The following is a 20,149-nucleotide window of genomic DNA, read 5'->3' as shown; positions in this document are numbered from 1 at the left end:
GTTAAGAACCGGTCGCTCACTCAAAGCTGACAGGAATATGAATCACTTCATAAACCTGACTTACTTTAGTGTGAGACTCTTGATACTTTCGCTATCTGATCCGAGGATCAGCTCGCTGCCATCAAGCGCCCACACTTATCGGCTGTTAATTTTTAAAGAGCATTTCTGCGAGAAACTTCGTGTTTCTCAGCAGCGCTGCGTTTTCAGCAGCAGAGAAGCGAGATTATGAACCGTGTTTCGCAGCTCGTCAACAACTTTCTGAACGACTTCGTTGCGACTGCGGGGCTCAACTTCCTGTACTGCCGAGGCTCGCTACGACCGAACCCCAACAGCACCGCTTCCCTTCCTCCCGCGCCGCGTTTCCGTTAGCGCGAAAGAGGCGTGATTCTATGCATCCCCTGGCAATCGCGCAAGAGGTTTCGCAAAAAAATATAAGGCGCCGCACGCTGCCGCGTGCGGCGCCTTATATAGAAGCAGCCGGACCGTCAGGAAGTCGCGCGCACCTGGCGCGCGACGATCTCCATATAGTGATCGAGATCCGGCGTCACCTTGCCTTCCTCCTTCGCCGTGTCGTCCCAGCGGCGCAGGCGCAGCGCGTCCTCCGCGAACGGGCGCTGCAGGAACGCTACCGTCTCCTCGTCACTAAAAATGCCGCCCTGCAACGCAAGACTGCGCACCGAGTCCGGAGACAGGCTCTCGAAGTAGCCGGCGTCCGTGCGGCACAGGCAGCGCTTCGCGTCGACGTGCAGCCGGATCGGCTCCAGCACCGCATCGTTGAACAGCGGCCGCAGGAATGGCAGCACGTAATACTGATGCAGATCGTCGATCCCGCGCGCGCTCGGCGTTTCGCCCTGGCGGTTCAACAGATGGCCGAGGTCGTGCAGGAACGCCGCCGCGACCAGCGCTTCGTCCGCCCCGGACTCCTCCGCCAGCAATCCGCTCTGCAATGCATGTTCGAGTTGCGTGACCGGTTCGCCGCTATAGGCCACATGGCCATGCTCGAGATACAGCCCGTGGATCTCTTCCACCGTCAGCGCCATCCGCTCACTCCCAAGGCAGCGAAAACGTCTTCAGGTTCGTGAAGCTCTTCATCGCCTCCTGGACGCCTTCCTTGTAACCGAGCCCGGAATCCTTGATTCCGCCGAACGGCGACAGCTCGATCCGGTATCCGGGCACTTCCCACACGTTCACCGTGCCGACGTTCAGCTCGTTCACGAACCGCACGACCGCTGCCGTGCTGTCCGTACAGACGCCCGACGACAGCCCGAATGCCGTGCCGTTGCTGATCCGGATCGCGTCGTCGATCGTGTCGAACGCGATGACGGGCGACACGGGCCCGAAGGTCTCCTCGCGCACGATCGTCATCGATGGATCGACGTTGTCGAGCACGGTCGGCGCATACAGCGCACCGCGCCGAACGTTGCCCGTCAGCAGGCGCGCGCCTTGCGCGACCGCCTCGTTCACGCGTGCCTCGAACAGCCGCGCCGCCGCCTCGTCGATCACCGTGCCCATCTCGTTCGCAGGATCGAACGGATCGCCGTATTTCCATGCGCGCGTCTTCTCGACGAGCAATTCGGTGAACGCAGGCGCGATCGAGCGCTGCACCAGCATCCGCTTGACGGCCGTACAGCGCTGGCCCGAATTCCGGTACGAGCCGAGCACCGCCAGCGATGCCGCGCGGTCGAGATCGGCGTCGGCGAGCACGATCAGCGGATCGTTGCCGCCCAGCTCCAGCACGATGCGCCGGTAGCCGGCCCGCGCGGCAATCGCCTTGCCGATCGCGACGCCGCCCGTAAAGGTAATCAGCGACGCATGCGGATGCGTGACGAGCTCGTCCGCGATTTCGGCAGGGTTGCCCGTCAGCACTTGCAGCATCGGCTCCGGCAGCCCGGCTTCATACAGCAGGTCGGCCAGATAGAACGCCGACAGCGGCACCTTCTCCGACGGCTTCACGATCACGCGGTTGTTGGTCGCGATCGCCGGCGCGATCTTGTGCGCGACCTGGTTCATTGGATGATTGAACGGCGTGATCGCGACGATCACGCCGTCGAGCGGCTGGCGCTGCGAGAACACGCGCCGTGTCTTGCCGTGGGGCGTCAGGTCGCAGGAGAAACTCTGCGCGTCGTCGCGCAGCGCCTCGGCCGCCGCGAACTTCAGCACGTCGGCCACCCGGCCGATCTCGTAGCGCGAATCCTGTTTCGACAACCCTGACTCGAGCGTGATCAGGTCGGACGCTTCCTCGGTGCGCTCGCGCAGCAACGCAGCCGCCCGTTCGAGAATCTGCGAACGCGCGTAGCGCGTGAGCGTCGGCCGGTAGGCCATCGCGTAATCGAACGCCGCGCGCACGTCGTCGACGCTGGCGAGCGGCGCGGTGCCGACGCGTGTGCCCGTGTACGGATCCGTGACGTCGAGCGTGCGCTCGCGCATCGCGCGCGTGCCGCACCAGCGCAACGCTTCGGCACGAAACGACGGATGATCCTGCCGCGGATGCGCCATCATGTCGCGATCCGGTTCAGCACGAAATCGAACACGTCGAAGTTGCGCGGGCGACGGGCGGGATCGTCCCGCTCGATACGGCGATTGAACAGCAGCGGCACTTCCTGCTCGGACACGCCTCCATGCGAACGCAACGGCACCGTGAGGCCCGACAGGTCGTGTTCGCGCTCGCGGGTGCCGAGCGTCATGTCGCGGCGGCCGATCACGATGAGATCGCCGATCCGGTCGGGCGGCAGTTCGAAACGTGCGGCGGCTTCCGCGTTGTCGAGTACGAGCTCGACGCCGTCGAGGCCGCCGACGCGCCACATCGCGTCGGCCCGGTCGACGCCCGGCGCCAGGTAGATCGTCGCGAACGAACCGAGCGCACCGTGATGCACGACGTACGGATCGGTAATCGGCAGGATCACGCGCGCAGCCTGCGCGCCGTACCAGCCATCGAACGCATCCTGCAGATAGATCACGTTCGGCCGGCCCGTCGCCGGATCGTGCTTCGCGTTCATCCCGTGGTCGGCCGTGAGGCCGATCGCCCAGCCGAGCGCGTCGAGCTGCGCGAGGTAGCCGTCCATCATCGCGTAGAACGCGTTCGCGCCGGCACTGCCCGGCTCGCATTTGTGCTGCACGTAGTCGGTGGTTGACAGGTACATCAGGTCGACCTGCCGCGTCTGCGCGAGCCGTACGCCGGCCGCGAACACGAATTCGGACAACGCCGCGCTGTACACGTCCGGCGACGGCAGGCCGACCCAGTCGAGCACGTCGACGATCCCGTTTTCCGCAAGATTGGCCTGCGCGGCCTTCTCGGCCGAAAAGCAGATGCCCTTCAACTGCCAGCCGAGCAGCCGGCGCAGCTTGTCCTTCGCGGTCACGACGGCCACCCGCGCGCCGACGTCGGCCGCCGCCGCGAGCAGCGTGCCGGCGCGCAGGTAGGCCGGGTCGTTCATCATCACTTCGGCGCCGCGCCCGCCGTCGGCGGCAGGATCCCAGAAATAGTTGCCGCAGATCCCGTGGACCGACGGCGGCACGCCGCAAACGATCGACAGGTTGTTCGGGTTGGTGAAGGTCGGCACGACGCAATCGGCACGCCACGCGGTGCCTTCCGCGATCATCCGCCCGATGAACGGCGCGACACCCGCTTCCACCGCGCGTTCGAGATAGTCGTACTCGCAGCCGTCGACGCAGATGACGACGGTCGGCTCGACCGGCAGCCGGTAGCGCCGGCCGTTGACGTCGATCGAGCGTCCCGCGAGATTCGCCGACCCGCTGCCGGCGGCCGCTTGCTCGCCGGGGCGCCGCAACGCGAACGCGGCGTTCATGATGCCGCCCGCGTGCCGCGCGGCACGCGCGCGGCGATCAGCAGCAGCGCCGCGAGCGACGCGCCGAGCATCAGCAGCGACAACGCCGACGCCGGCAGGTAATAGCCGCGCTCCACCTGGCCGATCACGACGATCGGCACGGTCGCGAAGCCGGGCGGATACACCGTCAGCGTCGCGCCAAGCTCGCCGAGCGACAGCGCGAAGCCGAGCGCGAGGCTCGCGCGCAACGCCGGCACGAGTTGCGGCAGCAGCACGCGGCGCAGCACCATCGCGGGTGGCGCACCGAGGCTCGCGGCGGCTTCGCGCAGCACGGTCAATTCGGGGCGCAGCGCGGCGGCCGCGCAGCGATAGCAGAACGGCAGAATCAGCGCGAGCTGCACCAGCACGACGATCGCCGCGGAGCTCGACAGGTCGAGCGGCTTCTGGTGATACGCGATCAGCACCGCGAGCCCGAGCACGACGCTCGGCACGCCGTTCGGCACCATCACGAGCGCGTCGACGAGCGCGCCGAGGCCGCGCCGGTCGCGCCCTTCGAGCGCGAGCGCCAGCCACAGCCCGAGGATCGTGCCGAGAACCGACACGCCGAAGCCGATTTCGAGGCTCGTCAGCAGCGCGTCGTATTCCGGCGACCCGAGCCGCTCGAACCAGCGCAGGCTGTAGCCGGCCGGCAAAATCGTTCCCGACCACTGCGTCGACACGCTCGACAGCGCGACGACGATCACCGGCAGCACGAACAGCCAGAAGCACGCGAACGCGGCCAGCGCGAGCGCGGCGCGCGACGCATGCTTGAGCAGCGTGTCGCTCCAGCCGATCCGGTGGCGCGGCACGGCGTGCCCGATACGGAATTCAGCGGACATCGTTCCCTCCCGTCGCGCGCCGGTTCACCCGGCGATAAACCGCATACAGCGCCAGCGACAGCGACAACATCACGACCGCGCCGGCCGACGCGGTCGGCAGGTCGAGATCGACGGTCGCGCTGCTGTAGATCGCGACCGACAGCGTGACGAGCCGCGCACTGCCGAGCACGAGCAGGATGCCGAACTCGTTCAGCGTCAGCAGGAAGCACAGCACGGTGCCGGCGGCGATGCCCGGCCATGCGATCGGCAGCACGACGCGGCGAGCGAGCATCCAGCCGGGCGCGCCGAGGCTGCGCGCGGCTTCGATCAGCCGCGGGTCGAGCGTCGCGAACGACGCGAGCGTCGGCCGGACGACGAACGGCGTGTAGAACACGGTCTGCGCGAGGATCACGCCGCCGATGTCGAACAGGAAGTCCAGCGGCGGATTCTCGAGATGGAACAGGTGCTGCAGCGCGATGCTGATCGAGCCCTGCGAGCCGTACAGGAAGATCAGCGTGAACGCGACGAGGAACGACGGAAACGCGACGTACAGTTCCAGGAAGCGCGTGACGAGCGACGCGCCCGGGAACGGCCTGAAGAACAGCAGTGCGGCCAGCAGCACGCCGAGCACCGACGCGGTGCCGGCGCTCGCGAACAGCACGCCGAGCGTCGTCAGCAGCACGTTGCGCGTGTCGGGATTGCCGAAGAAGGTCCGGTACGCGGCGAAACTCAGCCCGTGATCGCCCGACACGCTCAGCAGCACGAGCCGCACCAGCGGATAGACGACGAGCGGGCCGAGCACGACGATCGCGAGCGCGGCCAGGTGCAGGTCGCCCATTCGCCTGCGGCGCCGCGCGGCGGCCGCGTGTGCTGCGGCCGACGCGAGCACGTGCGGCGGCAGGCCGGCTTCAGGGCTCGATAAGGACGACATCGTCTGCCTCGCAATGCAGGGACACGCGCGCACCGCGCTCGGGGGCCGCGCCGCGGCCGCGTTGCATCGTCACGCGCACGGGCTCGTCGGGCGCCGCGTCGATCACGACCGCGATCGACAGGTCCGCGCCTTGCCATTCGACGGACGACACCGTGCCGTGCAGGCCGCCGGCCGCGGGCGGCATCACGGTCAGGCGCTCGGGGCGCACGCACGCGACCTTGCCGCGTATCTCGTGACGCGGATCGCCAAGCGGGAAGATCACGTGCGGCGGCAGCAGGTTCGCCGGGCCGAGATAGCGCGCGACGTAGCCGTCCTGCGGCGCGTCGTACAGCTGCTGCGGCGTGCCGAGCTGCGCGATGCGGCCGTCGCGCATCAGCAGCGCACGGTCGGACAGCACGAGTGCGTCGTCGCGATCGTGCGTCACGCAGACGACGGTCAGGTTCGGCAGGCGCTCGTGCAGCGCCTTCAGTTCGCTGCGCACCGACGCGCGCAGGTTCGCGTCGAGCGCCGACAGCGGCTCGTCGAGCAGCAGCACGTCGGGCTCGATCACGAGCGCGCGCGCCAGCGCGACGCGCTGCTGCATCCCGCCCGACAGCTGCGCGGGCAGATGGTGGCCCGCATCGCCGAGTTGCACGAGCTTCAGCGCATCGGCGACGCGGCGCGTCACTTCCGACGACGCCATCCCGCGTGCGCGCAGCCCGAATGCGACGTTCTCGAACACCGACAGGTGCGGGAACAACGCGTAATTCTGGAACAGCAGACCGAGGTTGCGCTTGTGCGGCGGCGCATAGGTCAGGTCGCGGCCGGCCACGGTCAGCGTGCCGGTCAGGCCGTCGGCCTTCACGAACCCGGCAATGAAGCGCAGCAGCGTGGTCTTGCCGCAGCCGCTCTTGCCGAGCACGGTCAGAAATTCACCGGCGCCGATCGACAGCGACAGATCTTCCAGCACCGTGCGTGCGCCGTAGCGCACGCTCAGGTGTTCGATCTGCACGCCGCCCGGCGCGCCGGACCACAGCGTCGCGTGCGGTTCGGCGGCGCCGAATGCGCCGGGATGGGTCAGGGTGGTTTCCACCGGGTTCATCCTCTTGCTCGCTGATACAGGCGGCGTGCGCCGCTCACTTCGGCTTGACGACGTCGAGCTGCTTGCCCGAGCTGCCGATCACGTCCTTCTTCCAGCGCTCGATCCATTCCGGCTTCTTCGCCATCACCTGGGTCCAGTCGACCGGAATCAGTTTCACGCCCGCGATCGCCTTCTTGACCGCTTCGCCGTTCTTGCCGGCTAGCGGCACGTCGGTGCGGCCCGGGATGCCGTACATGTCCGGCACCTTCGACTGCACGTCCGTCGACATCAGGTAATCGATCAGCTTCCTGCCGGCGTCCTGGTTCGGGCCGCTCTTGATCAGGCCGATGCCGTACGGCAGCTGGAACGTGGTCGGCTGGTCGCCGGCCTTCGCGGACAGGAAGATCGGCTTGACGGACAGCGCGCCGTGCTCGGCGTCGTCGAGATCCATCTGCAGATCGCCGTTCGCGACGCTGATCTCGTTGCGCGACAGCAGTACGTTCAGGTAGCCCGTGCCCTTCGTGTGGAACTTCACGCTCTGCGACAGCTTCGCGAGGTAGTCGAATGCCTTGTCCTCGCCCATCAGCGACGTCGTCAGGATCAGCACGGCCATCCCGTCGCCGGCCGTGGCCGGGTTCGAGTAGGCGACCTTGCCGGCGTAGGCCGGCGCGAGCAGGTCGGCGAACGTCTTCGGCTGGTTCTTCACGACGTCCGGGTTGATCGCGAACGAGAAGTAGTTGTTGACGAAGGTCGCCCACGTGCCGTCCTCGGCCTTCGCGATGGCCGGCACGTTCTTGTAGTTCACGCTCTGATACGGCTGCAGCAGGCCCATCTGGCCGGCTTGCTGGATGAACGGCGGCAGCGTGACGATCACGTCGGCCTTCGGGGAATTCTTCTCGATGTTCGCGCGGTTCACCACCTCGCCGCTACCCGCCGTCACGATCGCGACCTTCACGCCTTCCTTCTTCTCGAAAGCCGGCAGCACATCGCGATAGAGGTTCTCGAGGCCGTCCGCCGTGTACAGCACGACCGCATTCGCCGCCTGCGCCGGCATCGCGGCGCCTTGCAGCAGACCGGCGGCGCACGCGGCCAGCGCGAGCTTGCGGAATGCGCCGGCGGCGGCGCGCGAGGGTTTCTGCAGTGTCATCTCACTTCTCCGTAGGCGGAACACCAAACGGCCGGGGCACGATCCGGCTCTCCTGTTATCTCCGGGCAGGCCGACGAACGGCCGCCGCGCTGCCGCGCTCAGCTGGGTGTCGCGCGGCAACCGAAGGATCACAGCGTTCGATGACAAAGCCGTGACGAATGCCACAATTTCCAAAAAATGACACATTTTGCCACTATCATGCAAGTCATCGAGAAATGCCGCCCGGCGTTCCGTTCGCCCTTTGCTGGAGACAAAAGCCATGCCCGACCCGATTCTGCTCACGCCCGGCCCGCTCACCACGTCCGCCACAACACGCCACGCAATGCAACATGACTGGGGGTCGTGGGACGCCGCTTTCAATCAACTGACGGCCAGCGTCTGCGCGGATCTCGTCGCCATCGCGCAGGGCGGCGACGCGTACGTGTGCGTGCCGATGCAGGGCAGCGGCACGTTCTCGGTCGAAGCGGCGCTCGGCACGCTGGTGCCGCGCGACGGCGTCGTGCTGGTGCCCGACAACGGCGCGTATTGCGCGCGCATCCTGAAGATCCTCGGCCGGCTCGGCATCGAAGCGATCGCGTTGCCGTTCGGCGAGGACGCGGCCGTCGACACGGCGGCCGTCGAGGCCGCGTTCGCGCGCGAGCCGCGCATCACGCACGTCGCGCTCGTGCACCTGGAAACGAGCGCCGGGATCCTGAATCCGCTCGATGCGATCGCGGCCGCATGCCGGCGGCACGGCAAGCGGCTGATCGTCGATGCGATGAGTTCGTTCGGCGCGCTGCCGATCGCGCTGGCGGGCAGCGGCATCGACGCGCTGATCTCGGCCAGCGGCAAATGCCTGGAAGGCGTGCCGGGGATGGGATTCGCGATCGTGCGGCGCGACGCGCTCGACGCGAACGAAGGCAACGCGCGGTCGCTCGCGCTCGATCTCCACGATCAGTACGCGTATCTGCGCAAGACGGGGCAATGGCGCTTCACGCCGCCGACGCACGTGATTGCCGCGCTACGCGCCGCGCTCGACCAGTACCTCGCCGAAGGCGGCCAGCCGGCGCGCGGTGCGCGCTATGCGGAGAACTGCCGGACGCTCGTCGAATCGATGCGCGCGCTCGGCTTCGTGCCGTTCCTCGACGCGAGCGTGCAGGCGCCGGTGATCGTCACGTTTCACGCGCCCGACCATCCGGCCTACGATTTCCGCCGCTTCTACGACGCGGTGCGCGACGCGGGCTTCATCCTGTATCCGGGCAAGCTCACGCGGCTCGAGACGTTCCGCGTCGGCTGCATCGGCGCGATCGATGCGGGCGATATCCGGCGTGCGGTCGCGGCGATCGCCGCTGCGGTCGAATCGCTCGGCATCGCGATGCAGCACGCCTGAAGTGGCGTGCATGCCGGCCCGCCCGCCGGCACGCGCAAACAAAAAAGCCCGGCGGCCGATGGGCCGCCGGGCGAACGCACCGTGTGTGCGGGGAACCGGTGCTTACAGCTCGATCCGCTTGATGTCGCCGACGACGAAGATGTACGACAGCGCACCGACCAGCGCGATCACGCCGATGAACACGAGCGCGCCGACGAACGAGCCGGTCGACGCGACGATGAAGCCGACGACGAGCGGCGTGATGATGCCCGCGAGGTTCGCCGCGAAGTTGAAGATGCCGCCCGTCACGCCGAGCAGGCCGTCCGGGGCGATATCCGACACGAGCGTCCAGCCGAGCGCGGCCATCCCCTGCGCGAAGAATGCGACCGACATGATCGCGATCACCGCTTCGTTGCTCTGCACGTAGTTCGCGAGAATGATCGTCGACGCGAGCAGCAGGCCCGCGATGATCGGCAGCTTGCGTGCGAGGTTCGCGGACTTGCCGCGGCGCAGCAGCCAGTCGGAGAAGATCCCGCCGAACATCACGCCGACCGACGCGGCGATGAACGGCATCACCGCGAAGAAGCCGATCTTCAGCCAGCCCATGTGGCGCTCGGTTGCCAGATAGGTCGGGAACCAGGTCAGGAAGAACACGAGCGTCGAGTTGCCGGCGAACTGGCCGAGGCAGATGCCCGCGAGCTGGCGCTTCTTCACCAGTTGGCCGACCATCGACCAGCTGAACTTCGGCTGCTCGGCCTTGCCGCTCTTGGCGTCGGTCTTGCGCACGCCGTGCACGAGGCCGCCGCCCGCTTCGATATACGCGAGTTCCTCCGAGTTCGCGCCCGGATGGTTGCGCGGCTCGTGATAGAACTTCCACCAGACGAGGCCGAACGCGATGCCGACCGCGCCCACGACCCAGAACAGCGAGCGCCAGCCGAACGCGCCCATCAGCGCGAACAGCACGGGGCTGAAGAACGCGAGGCCGATATATTCGCCGACGGTATAGGTGCCGGTCGCCATCGCGCGTTCGTTCTGCGGGAACCACGTCGCGACGACGCGGCTGTTGGTCGGGAAGCATGGCGCTTCCGTCACGCCGAGGCCCAGCCGGCACGCGAGCAACGTCGCGACGCCCGGCACGAAGCCTTGCAGGAACGTGCACAGCGACCACAGCGTCATCGACCAGTAATAGGTGACCTTGCTGCCGAAGCGGTCGAGGAACAGGCCGCCGGGCACCTGCATCGCCACGTACGTCCACGAAAACGCGGAGAACATGATGCCCATCACGGCCGCGTTGATGCCGAGCTCCTTGGTGAGCTGCGGCGCAGCCACGCCCAGCACGGTGCGGTCGAGATAATTGATCATCGTGCCGATCGCGAGCAGTGCGAGGATCTTGTAGCGCGCCGACGTGCGCCGGACCGTGCCGGCCGCCTGCGCCGGCGCGGCGCTCGTGTGGGTAGTGTGCTGCATGGTCGTCTCCTGGTCTCTTTCTGTGTCTGTAAGGGGGTCAGCGCGCGACGAGCGACTGAAAGTGATCGAACATCCGCTCGGCGTCGGGCGTGCGCCCGGTGAAGAGCTCGAACGCGTCGACGGCCTGGTACACGGCCATCCCGCCGCCCGGCAGCGTCGCGCAGCCGGCCGCGCGCGCGGCGTGGATCAGTTCGGTTTCGAGCGGGAAATACACGATGTCGGCCACCCACATGCCCGCATGCAGCAGCTCGGCCGGCAGCGGCAAGCCCGGATGCTTGGCCATGCCGGTCGGCGTGCAGTGGATCAGGCCGGTCGCCGCGCGCATCGCGGCGGCGAGATCGCTGCCCGGCGTGACGCGGGCGGCGGGGAAGCGCTGCTGCAATTCGCCCGCCAGCGCGGTGGCGCGCGTGCCGTCGACGTCGAAAATCGTCAGTTCGGCCGCGCCCATCTGCAGCGCCGCGTGCGCGACGGCCGCGCCCGCGCCGCCCGCGCCGAGCTGGACGACGCGTTCGAGCGACGCGCCGGGCAGCCCACGGCTAAACGATTTCGCGAAGCCCGACCAGTCGGTGTTGTGGCCGATCCGCTTGCCGTCCTTGAACAGCACGGTATTCACCGCGCCGAGCGCACGCGCGTCGTCCGACAGCGCGTCGAGGTGCTCGATCACGCGCTGCTTGCACGGGTGCGTGATGTTCAGCCCGTTGTAGCCCATCCGCTGCGCGGCATCGAGCAGTTGCGGCAGCGCGTCGGCGGTCACGCCGAGCATGTCGAGATCGAGGCGCCGGTACACGTAGCCGAAGCCCTGGCGGAACCCCTCTTCCTCGTGCATCGCGGGCGACAGCGAACCGCCGATGCCCTGGCCGATCAGGCCGATCAGGAACGACGGGCGGCTCATCGTGCGGCTCCCTTCGCGAACACCGTCGCCAGGCGCTGCAGCGCGAACACGTAGCCTTCGGTACCGCAGCCGCAGATCACGGCTTCGGCGAGCGCCGACACATACGAATGGTGGCGGAACGCCTCGCGGCGATGGACGTTCGAGATATGCACTTCGATCACCGGCTTCGCGATCGCGGAAAGCGCGTCGGCCAGCGCCACCGACGTATGCGTATACGCGGCCGGGTTGATCACGATGCCGTGCGTGTCGTGACGCGCGGCGTGCAGCCAGTCGATCAGCTGATGCTCGGCATTCGACTGGCGAAAGTCGATTTCCAGCCCGAGCCCTTCCCCCGCCGTGCGGCAGCGCTGCTCGAGATCGGCGAGCGTTTCCGCGCCGTAGATATGGGGCTCGCGCGTGCCCAACAGATTCAGGTTCGGGCCGTTCAGCACCAGTACCTTGTGCTTGCTCATCGTGTTTCTGCTCCTGAAACAGGGGCGGACCACGATCGGCGCCGCCCCGAAGACATCGGAATTTGGCGCTAGTGTGCGCCCGTGCAAGCGGGCTGTCTTTCCGGGTTTTCGCTAATTTGTACCATCTAGTTAGTTTGTACAATACGGATAACTAGCCCAGTAAATTCGGGATATGGCGCCCGCACCGAACTCAACGACTGGTTCATTCAGGGTCGGTTCGACACGGTCGGTTAGACACGGTCGGTTAGACCGGCGTCATGCCCCGCTCATCCGCAGGAATCGCCCCATGCAGCGCTCGATCGCCACCGTGTCACTGTCCGGCACGCTCGCCGAGAAGCTCGCCGCCGTCCAGGCCGCGGGCTTCGACGGCGTCGAAATCTTCGAAAACGACCTCGTCTACTTCGACGGATCGCCGGCCGACGTCCGGCGCATGGCCGCCGATCTCGGCCTCGACATCGTGCTGTTCCAGCCGTTTCGCGACTTCGAGGGCGTGAGCGCGGCCCAGCTCGCGCGCAATCTCGACCGGATCAAGCGCAAGTTCGACGTGATGCACGCGCTCGGCACCGATCGCATCCTCGTCTGCAGCAGCGTGGCGGCCGATACGATCGCCGACGACGGGTTGCTCGTCGACCAGCTCGGCGTGCTCGCCGAAGCCGCGCGGCAGGCCGGCGTGGTGGCCGCGTACGAAGCGCTCGCGTGGGGCCGCGTCGTGAAGCGGTACGGCCACGCGTGGAAGCTCGTGAACGCGGTGAACAGTCCGCACCTCGGCCTCGCGCTCGACAGCTTCCACACGCTGTCGCTCGACGATTCGCCGGACGGGATCGCCGATATCCCCGGCGACCGCATCGCCTTCGTGCAGATCGCCGACGCGCCGAAGCTCGTGATGGACGTGATCGAATGGAGTCGCCACTACCGCTCGTTCCCCGGCCAGGGCGACTTCGACCTGGCGCGCTTCACCGCGCGCGTGATCGAGTCGGGCTATACGGGGCCGCTGTCGCTGGAGATCTTCAACGATGGCTTCCGCGCGGCGCCGACCGCGCTCACGGCCGCCGACGGCCATCGCTCGCTGCTCTATCTGGAAGACCTGACGCGCGCGCGGCTCGCCCAGGAGGGCCGCGCGCCGGCCGCCAGCCAGCCGCTGTTCGCACCGCCCGCGCCGCCCGCGCACGTCGGGTTCCAGTTCATCGAATTCGCGGTCGACGCGCAGGCGGCGGCAACCGTCGGCGAATGGCTCGGCCGGATGCGCTTCCGGCTCGCCGGGCGGCATCGCTCGAAGGACGTGACGCTGTTCCAGCACGGCGCCGCATCGATCGTGCTGAACGCCGAGCGCGACTCGTTCGCCGACGCGTTCTTCCAGCAGCACGGGCTGTCGCTGTGCGCGTCGGCGTTCCGCGTCGACGACGCGAAAGTGGCGTTCGAACGCGCGGCCGGCTTCGGCTACGCGCCGTTCTCGGGCCAGGTCGCGCCGAACGAGCGCGTGCTGCCGAGCGTGAAGGCGCCGGACGGCAGCCTCGAATATTTCGTCGACGAAGCGCCGGATGCGCCGACGCTGTATGAATCGGACTTCGTGCTGACCGACATCGACGGCCCCACCGAAGTCGGCCCGCTGACGGGCATCGACCATGTGTGCCTCGCGCTGCCGGCCGACGCGCTCGACACGTGGATCCTGTTCTTCAAGACGGCGTTCGGCTTCGACGCCGAGCGCAGCTGGCTCGTGCCCGACCCGTACGGGCTGATGCGCAGCCGCGCGGTGCGCAGCGCCGACGGCTCGGTGCGGATCGCGCTGAACGCGTCGGTCGACCGTCATACGGCCGTCGCCGAATCGCTCGACCGCTACCACGGCACCGGGCTGAACCACGTCGCGTTCCGCACGGACGACATCGTGAAGACGGTCGCCGCGTTCGCGGCCGACGGCGTCCCGTTCCTGCGCATTCCGGCCAACTACTACGACGATCTCGCCGCGCGCTATGCGCTACCGGACGAACTGATCGACACGCTGAGCGCGCATCACCTGCTCTACGACCGCGACGAGGACGGCGGCGAATTCCTGCATGCGTATACGGAACTGGTCGACAACCGCTTCTCGCTCGAGATCGTCGAGCGGCGCGGCGGGTATGACGGCTACGGCGCGGCGAACGCGGCCGTGCGGCTCGCCGCGCAGGCGCAGCGGCGGAAATAAGGATGAGAGAAGTTCGGGGCCGGAGCGCGCTCGCGATTCGGCGATCGATTGGACCGCGCGATCTCGCCGCGCGCCATCGTCGCACATCGGGCAGCCAGGTACCGGCCTGCGCGGTCGGCCGCGGCCATGCCGGCCCCCCCGCGCCGCCCGCCGTTACATCCCGTAACCCGTACCGCGGTGCAGCATTGCGCCGCCCGCCCCGGTTTTAAGAATCGCTTAAGTCTTCGACGGCACCATCCGCAACCAGTACCCGATGGTTATCTCGAAAAGGAGGAAAGCGATGAGCGCCGTAGAAGCACCCGCGGGCCGCCCGGCCGCGCCCCCTGCAAAGAAGACGATGCTGCGCCGCCTGCTCAGTCATCATGAAATCGCGACGTTGCTCGTGCTGCTGCATGCACCGATCGGCGCGAACGCCAAACCCGAATTGCCCGCGCTGCAGGAAGCCGGCCTCGTCGAAATGGTCAAGCTCGACCCCGATACGAGCCCGAGCTTCCGGCTGACCGAAGACGGCACGGCCGTCCTGAAAGGGCTCGGCTACCGCTGAGCCAGCGCTTCACCGTTTCCCGTTTCCCCGCCCCACCCCGATCCCTGTGACGCGCCAGCCGCCCCGGCGAGTCGCGTCACCCTGCCCGCTCCTGCAGCATCAACCGGTATTCCGTCGGCGTCACGCCGACCGTCGCCTTGAACTGGCGCGTGAACGCGCTGTGATCCGTATAGCCGCATAGCGCGGCGACGTCGGTCACCTTGTCGTGCGTGACGAGCAGCGCGGTGGCCGCGTCGAGCCGCGTCTTCAGCAGCACCTGGCGCGGCGTCAGGTGGAACACCTTGTGGAAGTAGCGTTCGAGTTGCGCGACCGACATGCCGGCCATCTGCGCGAGCTGCTTGAGGTTCAGCGGCTGCACGTAGTGGTCCTGGATGTGCTGGACCACGTCGGCGAGCCGGCTGTACGCCGGGTGCGATCCCTCGTGCGCCTTCAGGTCGCGCGAGATGCCCGCGAGGCCGACCACCCGGCCCGCGGCGTCGCGCAGCGGCTCCTTGCAGGTCAGGCACCAGCCCGGCTGGCGGCCCGGATACAGGTGCAGCTCGAGCTGATCCATCAACTGCTGGCCGGCGTTGATCGTCGCCATGTCCTGCTCGAAATAGCTGCGGCCGAAACGGCGCGGAAACACCTCGTCGGCCGTCTTGCCGAGCAGGTCGCGCTTGTCCTTGTAGCCGCAGCGCATCGCCAGCGTGCGATTGACGATCGCATAGCGACCGCTCGCATCCTTCACGAAGAACGCAACGTCGGGCAGCGCATCGAACACCGGTTCGAGCAGGCGAAAATGCGCGAGCATCGCGCCGAAATCGGCGTTGTCGGGCTGGTAGCACAACGTATCGGACAGGCTCATGGGCGGTACGGCAAGCAAGGTCGTCATCCCGGCAACCGCGAAGCGAGTGGCAGATGGCGTCGATTATAGGAGCGCCCCTTCGATCGCGTCGCATCGAATGCGGGGCGGACAAGACTGTGGCCGGCGGCATCGGACGCCGCCGATCGGCTCCATCGGTGGGCGACGCTGGTTGTGCACGCAACCAATGCGCATATGGTGTGCGGGCTAGCGACCGTTCCGCCCTCTCCGTAACCGGCGCAGCGCATCGACACGCCGGCACCACGCACCCGAATCCCGTCATCGTAAAAATGCCGACGACCCGCGTCTTGGCGGGTTTGCGCACTCGTCATGACGATTTCGGCATATATCAGGGTAATCGACGATATGCCGATATCGTCGCCGGCCGCGCATCGAACGCGCAAGACGCACGCATTTTCGCTATCTAGACTTCGCTTCACGGTCACGAGACGACCTCCCGGCGCTGCCGCAATCGGCACGCACGGGCCACCGCATCCGCTGTCGCGTACGCCGATTCCGGCACAGCACGCACGGCACGCGATGCACCTGCATGGCCTGCGCATCGGCCTGCCGACCAATACGTCTCGCCCGGTTTACCGGCGCCGCCCGCATGCGCGCGGCGCCCCAACCACGCCATCAAGGGGAAGTGAAAGTGAAGCTGAAGGTATCGCACGTCGCGCTGGCCGCCGCCTGCGCACTGTCGGGCGCGCACGCCGTCGCCGCCGACGTCGTCAAGATCGGTTTCGCCGCACCGCTGACCGGCCCGCAGTCGAATTACGGCACGGACATGCAGAAGGGCGTGCAGCTCGCGATCGCCGATTTCAACGCGACGCATCCGACGATCGGCGGCAAGCCCGTCACGTTCCAGCTCGACGCGCAGGACGACCAGGCCGACCCGCGCACCGGCACGACCGTCGCGCAGCGGCTGATCGACGACAACGTGCGCGGGATCATCGGCCACTTCAACTCGGGCACCAGCATTCCCGCGTCAGACCTGTACGATCGCGCGGGGCTGCCGCAGATCTCGATGGCGACGTCGCCGCAATACACGGCGCGCGGCTACAAGACGACCTACCGGTTGCTGACGAGCGACGCGCAGGCGGGCCGCATCGTCGGCACGTACGCGGTGAAGACGCTGCGCTTCAAGCGCATCGCGATCATCGACGACCGCACCGCCTACGGCCAGGGCATCGCCGACGAATTCGCGAAGGCCGTCGAAGCGGCCGGCGGCACGATCGTCAAGCGCGACTTCACGAACGACAAGGCGCTCGATTTCTCCGCGATCCTGACCAACCTGAAGGGCGTGAATCCGGACGCGGTCTTCTACGGCGGCGGCGACGCGCAATCGTCGCCGATGATCCGCAAGATGCGTCAGCTCGGGATGAAGTCGGCGTTCGTGACGGGCGAGATGTCGCGCTCGCCGACGTTCCTGAAGGTCGGCGGCGACGCGGCCGAAGGCGCGATCGTCTACATGGGCGGGCTGCCGAAGGAAAAGATGCCGGGCTTCTCCGGCTACGCGGCACGCTACAAGGCGCGTTTCAACGAAGACGTGATCACGTACTCGCCTTATTCGTACGACGGCACGATCGCGCTGCTCACCGCGATGAAGGACGCGAACTCGACCGATCCGAAGGTATACACGCCGTATCTCGGCAAGGTGTCGATCAAGGGCGTGTCGGCGCCCAGCATCGCGTACGACGCGAAGGGCGACCTGAAGGATGCGCCGGTGACGATCTACAAGGTCGAGCGCGGCGCGTTCAAGCCGGTCGACACGATCGCCGGCAACTGATAACCGATACGCGGCCCCGGCCCCGCGCGGCGCGCCCGCGGCTCACCGGCCGCCCGCGCCGCGCGCTTCGGCTGCATGGTCCGAAGCCGCTCCCGGCGCGCGCTCGCGCGCAGGCATTTCGCGCTCCTGTAGAATCCCCCCACCCGCTTTGACGCTTCGTCTCCGCCGTGCCCCATCCCGGTGCGGCGGCGCGTGTTGCGTGCCTCACCCGGCACGCGGCGCGCTTCGACGACGCAAGCCGCGCCTTGTCAGTCCATGCCGAAAAGCGGGCCCTGGAGACGCAGCACCGACAACTACATTCGAAAACCGATCGTCCTGACCATGCAAGCTTCCGAATTGAGCGGCGTGCCTCGCGCCGCCGAACGCGCGCTCACGCGCAGCGACTACAAGACCCTTGGCCTCGCCGCACTCGGCGGCGCCCTCGAGTTCTACGACTTCATCATCTTCGTGTTCTTCGCGCCGGCGATAGGACAGCTCTTCTTCCCGCACGACATTCCGGACTGGCTGCGCCAGCTGCAGACGTTCGGCATCTTCGCGGCCGGCTATCTCGCGCGCCCGCTCGGCGGCGTGATCATGGCGCACTTCGGCGACCTGTTCGGCCGCAAGCGGATGTTCACGCTGAGCGTGCTGATGATGTCGGTGCCGACGCTGCTGATGGGCCTGCTGCCGACCTACGACACGATCGGCATCCTCGCGCCGGTGTTGCTACTGCTGTTCCGCGTGCTGCAAGGCGCGGCGGTCGGCGGCGAAGTGCCGGGCGCGTGGGTGTTCGTGTCCGAGCACGTGCCGTCGCGCCACATCGGCTATGCGTGCGGCACGCTGACCGCGGGCCTCACGGCCGGCATCCTGCTCGGCTCGCTCGTCGCGGCCGGCATCAACAGCCGTTACTCCGCGGCCGAAGTCGGCGCGTTCGCATGGCGCATCCCGTTCCTGCTCGGCGGCGTGTTCGGGCTGTTCTCCGTGTACCTGCGCCGCTGGCTGCATGAAACGCCGGTGTTCGCCGAAATGAAGGCGAAAAAGGCGCTCGCCGCCGAGATTCCGCTGAAGGCGGTGCTGCGCGACCACGGCCGCGCGGTGATCGTGTCGATGCTGCTCACGTGGATGCTGTCGGCCGCGATCGTCGTCGTGATCCTGATGACGCCCGCGCTGCTGCAGAAACAGTTCCACCTGACGCCGGCGACGACGCTGTTCGCGAACAGCGTCGCGACGCTGTGCCTGACGGCCGGCTGCATCACCGCGGGTTCGCTCGCGGGCTGGATCGGCGCGAAGCGCGTGCTGGGCATCGGCGGCATCGGGCTGGCCGCGTGCTACTACCTGCTGTTCGTGCAGGTCGCGGCCGATGCGTCGACGCTGCCGCTCTACTACGGGATCGCGGGCTTCATGGTCGGCACGATCGGCGCGGTGCCGTTCGTGATGGTCAAGAGCTTCCCGGCCGTCGTGCGCTTCTCGGGCATCTCGTTCTCGTACAACGTCGCGTATGCGATCTTCGGCGGGCTCACGCCGGTGATCGTGTCGCTGATGATGAAGTCGAATCCGCTCGCGCCGGTCGTGTACGTCGCGGCGATCTGCGTGCTTGGCGCGATCGCCGTGCAGTTCTCGAAGGATGCGAAGGACGTGAAGGACGCACGCTGAACGTCGGCGCGCACGCGCCGGCCGGATGAACGAAGGGCCGAATCCCGCGGTGTGCGGGATTCGGCCCTTTTGTGTTGCGTCGGCGTCGCGGCGACTGCGCAGGTGTGCTCAGTTCAACGCAGCACGCCGTACGACGAACTCGGCCGGCGCAGCGCGTCGATGCTCGCGCCGCCGGCGCCGGTGACGAACAGCAGCAGGAAGCCGCCCGCGATCGCGACGTTCTTCCAGAAGTGAATCACCATGTCGTGCTGGACGGCGGCGTTCGTCGCGTCCCAGAAATTGTGCCCGACCATCGCGGTCGCGATCGTGTAGACCGCCATCAGCAACGCGAGCGGCCGGACCTTGTAGCCGACGATCAGCAGCAGGCCGCCGAGCCCCTCGATCGCGACGACGATCGGCGCGACGACCTGTTGATAGGGCACGTTCATCCCGTGCAGATACGCGACGAAATCGCTGTAGCCGAGCAGCTTCATGATGCCGCCCCACAAGAACAACGCCGCCAGCGCCAGGCGTGCGAAAAAAATGACGCCGGAATCGACGGTACGCGTCATGCCTCTCTCCTCGTATGCAATTCGGCCGCCCGCGCCGGGCGCGCCCGGGCGATTCGGCGCCGCGCGGCCCGGGAGGGCGCGCGGCAAATGGGCCAGCATAGAGGGTCTTTCCGCGGTGTCCAAGAGCTTGTAGCAAATCTTTACAACGCGGCGGCCGTGCGGGCCGCCTGGCGCACTGCAAAACGCGTTTAGCCCGCGTCGCTCAACAGCACGCCTTTCTTGAAGATGAAACAGCCGTAGCCGCGCGTTTCACCCGTGACGATCACTGCATACGCCTGCTGCGCGCGCTCGTAGAACGCGAAACGCTCGACGCCGGTCAGCGGCACCGAGCGCCCTTCCGCGCGGTCGATCTCGGCCTGCACTTCGCGCTGCACGGGCGGCAGCGCGGCCGCGTCGTCGACGACTTCCATTCGCCACGCGGGCGTGTCGACGAACGTGTCGAGCGGCAGCACCGACAGCACCGCGCGCACGACGCGCGCCGAATCGGCGCCGTCGACACGCAGTGCGCGGCCGACCACCGTGTGCTCCGCGACGGATTCCGCCGGGAAGTTCGCATCGCAGATCGCGATTTCGTCACCGTGGCCCATCGCGCGCAGCGTGTGCAGGATGTCGGCGTGGAGCAGCGGGTCGAGATTCTTCAGCATGTCGGTGGGTCTCCGGGGTGGGGAACGAAT

18 protein-coding genes are annotated in these 20,149 nt (G+C 67.4%); 5 read left to right on the top strand and 13 right to left on the bottom strand.

What is annotated here, in order from left to right:
• Nucleotides 1-485: 485 nt before the first annotated feature.
• Genes HWX55_RS04015 through phnS form a run of 7 tightly spaced genes read right to left on the bottom strand, consistent with a single transcriptional unit; the run spans nucleotide 486 to nucleotide 7,780 of the window.
• Entirely contained in the window at nucleotides 486-1,040 is a 555-nt protein-coding gene (locus HWX55_RS04015) for a phosphonate degradation HD-domain oxygenase (RefSeq protein ID WP_175974120.1), read from the bottom strand.
• Nucleotides 1,041-1,044: 4 nt separating this feature from the next.
• Entirely contained in the window at nucleotides 1,045-2,499 is a 1,455-nt protein-coding gene (phnY, locus tag HWX55_RS04010) for a phosphonoacetaldehyde dehydrogenase (RefSeq protein WP_175974118.1), read from the bottom strand.
• Nucleotides 2,496-3,806 carry a phosphonoacetate hydrolase gene (gene phnA / locus HWX55_RS04005; RefSeq protein ID WP_175974116.1) on the bottom strand — a complete coding sequence of 437 codons (1,311 nt, stop codon included), beginning with the start codon at nucleotides 3,804-3,806 and terminating at the stop codon, nucleotides 2,496-2,498. The genes phnY and phnA overlap by 4 nt, the downstream gene beginning before the upstream one ends.
• The gene (gene phnV, locus HWX55_RS04000) at nucleotides 3,803-4,663 is read right to left on the bottom strand and encodes a 2-aminoethylphosphonate ABC transport system, membrane component PhnV (protein WP_175974114.1); all 861 of its coding nucleotides are present in this window, start codon (nucleotides 4,661-4,663) and stop codon (nucleotides 3,803-3,805) included. Before phnV ends, phnA begins: the two co-directional genes overlap by 4 nt.
• Nucleotides 4,653-5,573, bottom strand: a complete 921-nt coding sequence (gene phnU / locus HWX55_RS03995) for a 2-aminoethylphosphonate ABC transporter permease subunit (RefSeq protein WP_175974112.1) — start codon at nucleotides 5,571-5,573, stop codon at nucleotides 4,653-4,655. The genes phnV and phnU overlap by 11 nt, the downstream gene beginning before the upstream one ends.
• Complete coding sequence (phnT, locus tag HWX55_RS03990) at nucleotides 5,551-6,654, bottom strand: 2-aminoethylphosphonate ABC transport system ATP-binding subunit PhnT (RefSeq protein WP_175974110.1); 1,104 nt, start codon at nucleotides 6,652-6,654, stop codon at nucleotides 5,551-5,553. The genes phnU and phnT overlap by 23 nt, the downstream gene beginning before the upstream one ends.
• Nucleotides 6,655-6,688: 34 nt before the next feature.
• On the bottom strand, nucleotides 6,689-7,780 hold the full coding sequence (gene phnS, locus HWX55_RS03985; protein ID WP_175974108.1) for a 2-aminoethylphosphonate ABC transporter substrate-binding protein: 1,092 nt from the start codon (nucleotides 7,778-7,780) through the stop codon (nucleotides 6,689-6,691).
• 259 nt (nucleotides 7,781-8,039) lie between these two features.
• On the opposite strand from phnS, the gene HWX55_RS03980 reads away from it, so the two are divergent.
• Nucleotides 8,040-9,149, top strand: coding sequence for a 2-aminoethylphosphonate--pyruvate transaminase (locus HWX55_RS03980; protein ID WP_175974106.1), 1,110 nt, complete (start codon nucleotides 8,040-8,042; stop codon nucleotides 9,147-9,149).
• Nucleotides 9,150-9,251: 102 nt separating this feature from the next.
• On the opposite strand, the gene HWX55_RS03975 is transcribed toward HWX55_RS03980, so the two are convergent.
• Genes HWX55_RS03975 through aroQ form a run of 3 tightly spaced genes read right to left on the bottom strand, consistent with a single transcriptional unit; the run spans nucleotide 9,252 to nucleotide 11,939 of the window.
• Entirely contained in the window at nucleotides 9,252-10,595 is a 1,344-nt protein-coding gene (locus HWX55_RS03975) for an MFS transporter (protein WP_050017298.1), read from the bottom strand.
• A gap of 37 nt (nucleotides 10,596-10,632) precedes the next feature.
• Nucleotides 10,633-11,487 carry a shikimate dehydrogenase gene (locus HWX55_RS03970; RefSeq protein WP_175974104.1) on the bottom strand — a complete coding sequence of 285 codons (855 nt, stop codon included), beginning with the start codon at nucleotides 11,485-11,487 and terminating at the stop codon, nucleotides 10,633-10,635.
• Nucleotides 11,484-11,939 carry a type II 3-dehydroquinate dehydratase gene (gene aroQ / locus HWX55_RS03965; RefSeq protein WP_050017300.1) on the bottom strand — a complete coding sequence of 152 codons (456 nt, stop codon included), beginning with the start codon at nucleotides 11,937-11,939 and terminating at the stop codon, nucleotides 11,484-11,486. Before aroQ ends, HWX55_RS03970 begins: the two co-directional genes overlap by 4 nt.
• A 286-nt stretch (nucleotides 11,940-12,225) precedes the next feature.
• Here aroQ and HWX55_RS03960 point away from each other — a divergent pair, with 286 nt between their 5' ends.
• Nucleotides 12,226-14,118, top strand: a complete 1,893-nt coding sequence (locus tag HWX55_RS03960; protein ID WP_175974102.1) for a sugar phosphate isomerase/epimerase and 4-hydroxyphenylpyruvate domain-containing protein — start codon at nucleotides 12,226-12,228, stop codon at nucleotides 14,116-14,118.
• 280 nt (nucleotides 14,119-14,398) lie between these two features.
• A complete protein-coding gene (locus HWX55_RS03955) occupies nucleotides 14,399-14,662 on the top strand; it encodes a hypothetical protein (protein WP_050017302.1) in 264 nt (87 codons plus the stop codon).
• A gap of 76 nt (nucleotides 14,663-14,738) precedes the next feature.
• On the opposite strand, the gene HWX55_RS03950 is transcribed toward HWX55_RS03955, so the two are convergent.
• The gene (locus HWX55_RS03950) at nucleotides 14,739-15,533 is read right to left on the bottom strand and encodes an AraC family transcriptional regulator (RefSeq protein ID WP_050017303.1); all 795 of its coding nucleotides are present in this window, start codon (nucleotides 15,531-15,533) and stop codon (nucleotides 14,739-14,741) included.
• A 622-nt stretch (nucleotides 15,534-16,155) separates the two neighbouring features.
• Here HWX55_RS03950 and HWX55_RS03945 point away from each other — a divergent pair.
• Both HWX55_RS03945 and HWX55_RS03940 read left to right on the top strand, forming a co-directional pair.
• Nucleotides 16,156-17,292, top strand: coding sequence for a branched-chain amino acid ABC transporter substrate-binding protein (locus HWX55_RS03945; RefSeq protein ID WP_084044544.1), 1,137 nt, complete (start codon nucleotides 16,156-16,158; stop codon nucleotides 17,290-17,292).
• Nucleotides 17,293-17,613: 321 nt separating this feature from the next.
• Entirely contained in the window at nucleotides 17,614-18,924 is a 1,311-nt protein-coding gene (locus HWX55_RS03940) for an MFS transporter (protein WP_175831668.1), read from the top strand.
• A gap of 113 nt (nucleotides 18,925-19,037) precedes the next feature.
• On the opposite strand, the gene HWX55_RS03935 is transcribed toward HWX55_RS03940, so the two are convergent.
• Both HWX55_RS03935 and HWX55_RS03930 read right to left on the bottom strand, forming a co-directional pair.
• The gene (locus tag HWX55_RS03935) at nucleotides 19,038-19,475 is read right to left on the bottom strand and encodes a DoxX family protein (protein ID WP_006491342.1); all 438 of its coding nucleotides are present in this window, start codon (nucleotides 19,473-19,475) and stop codon (nucleotides 19,038-19,040) included.
• Between the two features lie 188 nt (nucleotides 19,476-19,663).
• Nucleotides 19,664-20,119: an RbsD/FucU family protein gene (locus tag HWX55_RS03930; RefSeq protein ID WP_175974100.1), complete on the bottom strand. Its 456-nt coding sequence runs from the start codon at nucleotides 20,117-20,119 to the stop codon at nucleotides 19,664-19,666.
• Nucleotides 20,120-20,149: the final 30 nt, after the last annotated feature.

This window comes from Burkholderia sp. BCC1047 (genome assembly GCF_902833155.1).
Lineage (GTDB): Bacteria > Pseudomonadota > Gammaproteobacteria > Burkholderiales > Burkholderiaceae > Burkholderia > Burkholderia sola.
This window is presented reverse-complemented; position numbering and strand designations above follow the sequence as displayed.